2 protein-coding genes and 1 pseudogene are annotated in these 4,568 nt (G+C 39.8%); all 3 read left to right on the top strand.

Annotated features, from left to right (window positions below):
* Window positions 1-976, top strand: a pseudogene (locus tag ACPDHL_RS15960) (hypothetical protein); the annotation flags it as partial.
* Window positions 977-978: 2 nt separating this feature from the next.
* Window positions 979-1,407 carry a hypothetical protein gene (locus ACPDHL_RS15955; protein ID WP_430533706.1) on the top strand — a complete coding sequence of 143 codons (429 nt, stop codon included), beginning with the start codon at window positions 979-981 and terminating at the stop codon, window positions 1,405-1,407.
* 10 nt (window positions 1,408-1,417) lie between these two features.
* Window positions 1,418-4,378: a hypothetical protein gene (locus ACPDHL_RS15950; protein ID WP_430533705.1), complete on the top strand. Its 2,961-nt coding sequence runs from the start codon at window positions 1,418-1,420 to the stop codon at window positions 4,376-4,378.
* The last annotated feature ends 190 nt before the right edge of the window (window positions 4,379-4,568 follow it).

Below are 4,568 nucleotides of genomic sequence, written 5' to 3'. Positions count from 1 at the left end.
AGAAGGTCCTAAAGGAGACAAAGGAGATAAAGGAGAAGATGGTGCTCAAGGAGCAGAAGGTCCTAAAGGAGACAAAGGAGATAAAGGAGAAGATGGTGCTCAAGGAGTAGAAGGTCCTAAAGGAGACAAAGGAGATAAAGGAGAAGATGGTGCTCAAGGAGCAGAAGGTCCTAAAGGAGACAAAGGAGATAAAGGAGAAGATGGTGCTCAAGGAGTAGAAGGTCCTAAAGGAGACAAAGGAGACAAAGGAGATAAAGGAGAAGATGGTGCTCAAGGAGTAGAAGGTCCTAAAGGAGACAAAGGAGATAAAGGAGCAGATGGTGTTGGAGGAGTTACAACAAGAGCAGATAGAAGTCCAATTATCATGACTGGAACAGGAGAGCACGCTAATCCCTATGTGTTAGGTGTTGCATTTAACAATGGATTACAGCAAAATCCAAACAATGCGAATGATACTCAAATTCAATTAGGTGGGCCGTTAGTACGCGATACAGAATTGGCACTATCTGGTAAGAAATTAATGCTTTCGGGATTAAATAAAGATAAAACTCAAGCGGTTTCCAATAACCAAATCAACCAACATTTAGTTGCTGTGGATGCGGTAACCAATGAAGTAAAAGCGTTAAAAGCAGCGATGCCTAAGTTTTTCTATATGCCTTCGATTGCTGTACCAACGGCAGCGAGTCAGGCAACTCAAACAGGAGTAAGCTTTGATAATGCGATGCGTAGAGGAACGATTGAACTTTATACCATATATCAAAACCAATATGGTACTACTGTGAAATCAAGTCCAGGTGCAGCGGTATTACCTGTATTACAAGCGACAGATTTGGGATATCACGTGACATTTGCCAGCGATATATTTACTGTTGAAAGTATAACTGAAACGGGAGTATTGACCTATACTGTGAGTGCTAGTGCAAATGGAGAAGGGATAAACTTTATGAATATCGTATTTACAGTGAACGAAGACTAATTATGAAACAGATCTATATATTCAGTCTATTCGCGTTGTTTTTGTGCTTTGGTTTCAAAGCACAAGCTCAGCGTGTTGTAGCCTATCAAACGAAAATAAGTGAATTACCTGTGGAACAAGCGAGTGCGTTTAGCGCTTTTTTAGCAGGAGATTACAATGAACATTTTGTCAACTTTAGAGCACTTCGAGATACAACCCAAGAAGTAGAAACAATTGCAGTTGTCGATTTGAAATGGAACGGTCAAGATGTTATCACCTTACCTGCTCATTGTATGCAGCGTATGCAGCACTTACAATACATCTATCTGCGTTCCACTCAAGTGATGGACGATGAGTTGGTCAGACAGCGTTTTGCAGCGCTAATCAGACAGTTAGAGCGTATGGAAAATGAGGTAGAAATTGTGTATTCCACTATGGAAAAACCTAATTAAGCAAAGTAGTATGAGAAATAGTCTTTATAGTAAAAAACAACTGTTCATTTGGCTTGCTTTTGTATGGGTAATGAGTTCTGCACTTTCTGGGTTTGCTCAGGTAAAGAAACCCTTTGCTAAACGTATGGAATTCAATGTGCAAGGAGATTTTACCATGATTGGAAATACAAATCTAACGTTGAGTAGTTACAGTGAATCTACAGGGAACGGAAATGAAAAAATGAAATATGTCGATGTTGATGACGATTTAAATACAGTAAACTCCTCTTCTGCTACTTTAGTTTTGCCTAATGGAAATTTGGCCTGTCAGAAGATCGTCTATGCGGGATTGTATTGGTCTGGACGAGCACACCAAAATGAGAGTCCAATGACCATTCCTATTAAGCGAATGGAAGAAGTGAAACAATATGGTAAAACTATTCAAAAAGGAGGTTCTTTTTCAACTGGAGGATATAGGTTCACAGGGGTTTCGAGTGAAGGAACTGGTCAAAATAAGTATCCAAGATACACCTTATCTAATGGGGCATTATTATTTCCAACAACGTATGATTTTACGCTCACTAATAGCGCCATAAATCCTGTTCAATATCGAAAAAACTTTATATTTGATGGTGGGTATGAGACGCTACCAAGTACATATGATTCAACTACTGGTATTATAACTTTGGCGACACCGTTTGAATTGAAAGTAGGTGAATCTACGATTTATATTACAAAATTTAAACGAGATACCAATACCAATGGTAGTACAGCGGGTTATTCCAATGCAGCAGTTATTTATTTTGATACGTCGACGATGACTGAAGTAGATCCAAGTCTTAATCCTCCATTGCACAAACGCAAAGTGAAATTGAAGCAGACAGGAGATACGTATCAAGAAATTGAGGCGGCTGCTAGTGATATTTACTATCCAAATAATCAGGACGGCAATATGTATTCCGCTTATGCGGATGTGACGGCTTATGTTCAATCCAAAGGAGCAGGAGAGTACTTTGTTGCCGATATGGCGTTGAATGCAGATAATGGTGGAAGTACAGGATTTTATGGTGGTTGGGGAATGATCGTTGTATACGAGGCGCCAGGAACCACAAGGCGTTCGATTTCCGTATTTGATGGACATGCTTATGTAGCAGGTAGCACCACAGTCAATTATGAATTGCCTATTTCCGGCTTTAGAGCGGCACAGACAGCTAATGCACGTGTAACGTTAGGCTTGATGGCTGGTGAGGGTGATGTCGATATTAAAGGTGATTACTTTGATATTCGCAATGCATCTAATACTGAATGGAGAAGAATTAATCGTACCAATGGAAGTACAACAGTTGCTCAAAATGACGATAGAAACGCGAACTTTTTCAATTCTACCATTAATACAGGAGGAAATCCGAGAAATCCTGAATTGACCAATAATACAGGAATGGATTTAGCGCGTTTTGATTTGGTTAATAGCAATAATAGCTTGATCGGAAAGGAGCAAACGTCTACGAGATTCCGTTATGGAACGAGCCAAGATACCTATATTATCTACAATATGGTATTTGCTGTAGACGCTTATGAACCAGAGGTGATTGGACACAATAGACCTGTGAATTACAATGGGGTTTTACCCACACACAATGGGCCGATTCAACCTGGGCAAGAATTAGCTTTTCAATTGGATTTATACAATAAAGGATCCGATGCATTAACAGGTACAAAAATAGAAATTCCCGTACCTTTTCATTTACACTATGTTGCGGCAGAGCCTCAAACAGGTTACGATGTAAGGGGAACTGTAACGTGGGTTCCTCCACAAGGAGGTAGTAATGATCCAAGTGTTACGGCTGGTGGAACGATTGTTTGGACTGTAGGAGAATTGCCTTTGGATAGTACGCAAAGCAGATTATTGGGACAATTGAATTATCGTTTAAAAGCTTCGGAAAACTGCATGCTCTTGGCTACAAATTCTTGTGGACTCCAGATGGAATTGAATGGTAACATCAGTGGGAAAGGGAAAGCGTCCAAAGTAGATATAAACGCTCCTTTTGTTCGTGAGTATAGTACTGATTTATGTGCACAACCCAATTTGGAAGGGTTTAAAATGATACTAAATCCAAGTAGTTCATTTTTAGCTAGTTGTTCACCGCCAGTAGAACAAGGAGTACTACACTTCAAGGAAGTGTGTTCCGCTTCTTCATCCACTTCGTTGGATCGAGCAGAAGTGGTGCAAGCTTATCCAGTAGGGACAAAGTTTTTTAACGTAGAACCCGAATCGTATACGAGTACAACAGGAGTCGTTACAGGAAACTTTAGCTTACATCAAGACGGATCTCCAAAATTATATTATGCAGTTGTACCTGGAATGGAAGCAGGATGTTATGCTCAATTAGCAATAAGTAAAGAGGTTATTACCACTGTTCCAACAGTAAGTGATGTAAGTTTCTGTTTGAATGAACCCATTACAATCAATCCAATCCGATCGTCAACGGGAGTAGCGAATAATTTTAGCTTATTTTATTTTGATGCTCAAGGTCAGTTGCTTACAGCTGCGCCAAACCCAACAACAGTAGGAACACACCACTACTATGTAGCCGAAGGTAAAGGAGGGTGTTATGGAGCAAAAGTACCTTTTGTAGTAACCCTGGTTGATTCACCGACAATTAGCACGACTATCAGTCCTATTTCGGTATGTGAAAACTTTGATTCTCCACTTATTTCAATGGTAGCAAATGGAAGTAATTACACTTGGGAATACGCAACTCCTACAGATCCGACATGGAGAGCGTTGACTAATACAACATTCAACCAAGTTATAACAGTAACAAATGTTACGATTAAAATTGAACACGCAACCCAAGCGATTCACGGATTAAAAGTTCGATTAAAAGTGAGTAGAGGAAATTGTGAAAGTGTATCCAATACAAGCACAATTCAGGTGAATACTTGTCCAGGGATAAGTAATCCGATGTTGTTTAATCCGGCTATTCCATAATTTAAAGCGAAGTAGTATGAAAAAAATAGATAGGAACGGTATACTTCTTTTGAGCCTTTTAGGCGCTAGTGGGACTGTTTTAGCCCAGCCTTCAACAGGGTCTTCCAAAGAAGCTTTTGTCAACCAAGGTCAGCTATCAGTTGCTACAGGTGGTGTTATTTCAACGCTTTATAGTTTTGATAACCAAGAA

Source organism: Myroides sp. C15-4 (genome assembly GCF_050522745.1).
Classification (GTDB): Bacteria; Bacteroidota; Bacteroidia; order Flavobacteriales; family Flavobacteriaceae; genus Flavobacterium.
The sequence above is the reverse complement of the archived record's forward strand: the minus strand, read 5'-3'. Positions and strand labels throughout refer to the sequence as shown.

Bases quoted from the DNA above. Each gene is read 5' to 3' on its own strand.
- ACPDHL_RS15955 (WP_430533706.1), top strand. From the start codon at position 979: ATGAAACAGATCTATATATTCAGTCTATTCGCGTTGTTTTTGTGCTTT.
- ACPDHL_RS15950 (WP_430533705.1), top strand. From the start codon at position 1,418: ATGAGAAATAGTCTTTATAGTAAAAAACAACTGTTCATTTGGCTTGCT.